This is a genomic window from Streptomyces minutiscleroticus (genome assembly GCF_014650875.1).
Taxonomy (GTDB): domain Bacteria; phylum Actinomycetota; class Actinomycetes; order Streptomycetales; family Streptomycetaceae; genus Streptomyces; species Streptomyces minutiscleroticus.
On record NZ_BMVU01000211.1, the window covers coordinates 1 to 1,079 of the forward strand.

Here is a 1,079-nt window from a genome sequence, read left to right on the forward strand (position 1 = left end):
CGTCGGTGTCCCGGTAGGGGCGGCCCAGACGCTCGGCCAGCAGCGCGCCCACCGTCGACTTGCCGACCCCCATCGGGCCGACGAGCACGACGGCGGGATTGGTGTTTCCCGCGCTCAGCGCGGCTTGACCAGCTCTGCGCATGGCCTCCATGGGAGCCTGAACATATCCGGTCATCTGTTCTACTTGCAGCGCCGCCTGGTGTACCAATAAGTCGAGGCCGCTGACGACGGTCCCGCCATGCGCGGACCATCGATGGGCGAGCACGGTCGGCCAGGGGGCGTAGAGCACTTCGAAGAGGGCGGCGGGATGCTCGGGTACACCGTTGGCAAGGCCGTCGGTTGCACCGGCGGGGGTGGTGGCAATCACCAGAGGCGCATGGAGGGCTTGGCCTGCATCCGACCAGTCCTTGGTACGGCATCTGATGCCGAGCCGCTCGCCCCACTGCTGGATTTCGGCGGCACGTGTCTTGTTGCGGGCGTAGACAGTGACGTCGCCGGTGCAGACGTGGACGAGCGCGGCCAGGGCGGAGGAGGCCGTGGCACCGGCGCCTAGGATCGCGGCAGAATCGACCTGTTGGATGGCTTGCTCGTGAAGAGCTGCAACTATGCCGGGGACGTCGGTGTTGTCACCGACGCGCTGCCCGTCCTGAGCGAGGATGACCGTGTTGACAGCTTCAACCGAGGCTGCAGTACTGCTGATCTCGTCGAGGAGTGGAATAACGGCCCTCTTTAGCGGCATCGTCAGCGAAAGCCCTGCCCACTCGGGGCCGAGTTTGTCGAGAAAGGCGGGCAGACCCGTCTCGTCGACCTCGAACCGGTCGTACGACCAGTTCGCGAGCTGCAGTTCCCGGTAGGCGGTTCTGTGCAGCACAGGGGAAAGGGAGTGGGCGATCGGTGAACCCAGCACGGCCGCTCGGCGGGCTTGCTCTGTCTTCATAGGGGCCTACCTCCTGAGCCATGCGTGACGAGGACGACGGTGGGCCCGGTGGACCCGGTGGGCGCCACGGGGGCGGTGCTCATCGGATCGCCAGGTTCTCGAGGTAGGAGCGCACGTTGCGGCGGGTCTCGGTGACGCTGTC

1 protein-coding gene and 1 pseudogene are annotated in these 1,079 nt (G+C 66.6%); both read right to left on the reverse strand.

Translation table 11 applies throughout. The features are described from left to right. A partial coding sequence (locus IE271_RS43205) for a shikimate kinase (RefSeq protein WP_308435264.1) occupies nucleotides 1-73 on the reverse strand: 73 nt, incomplete at its 3' end. Between the two features lie 36 nt (nucleotides 74-109). Next, nucleotides 110-937, reverse strand: a pseudogene (locus IE271_RS41050) (shikimate dehydrogenase); the annotation flags it as partial. Nucleotides 938-1,079 lie beyond the last annotated feature (142 nt).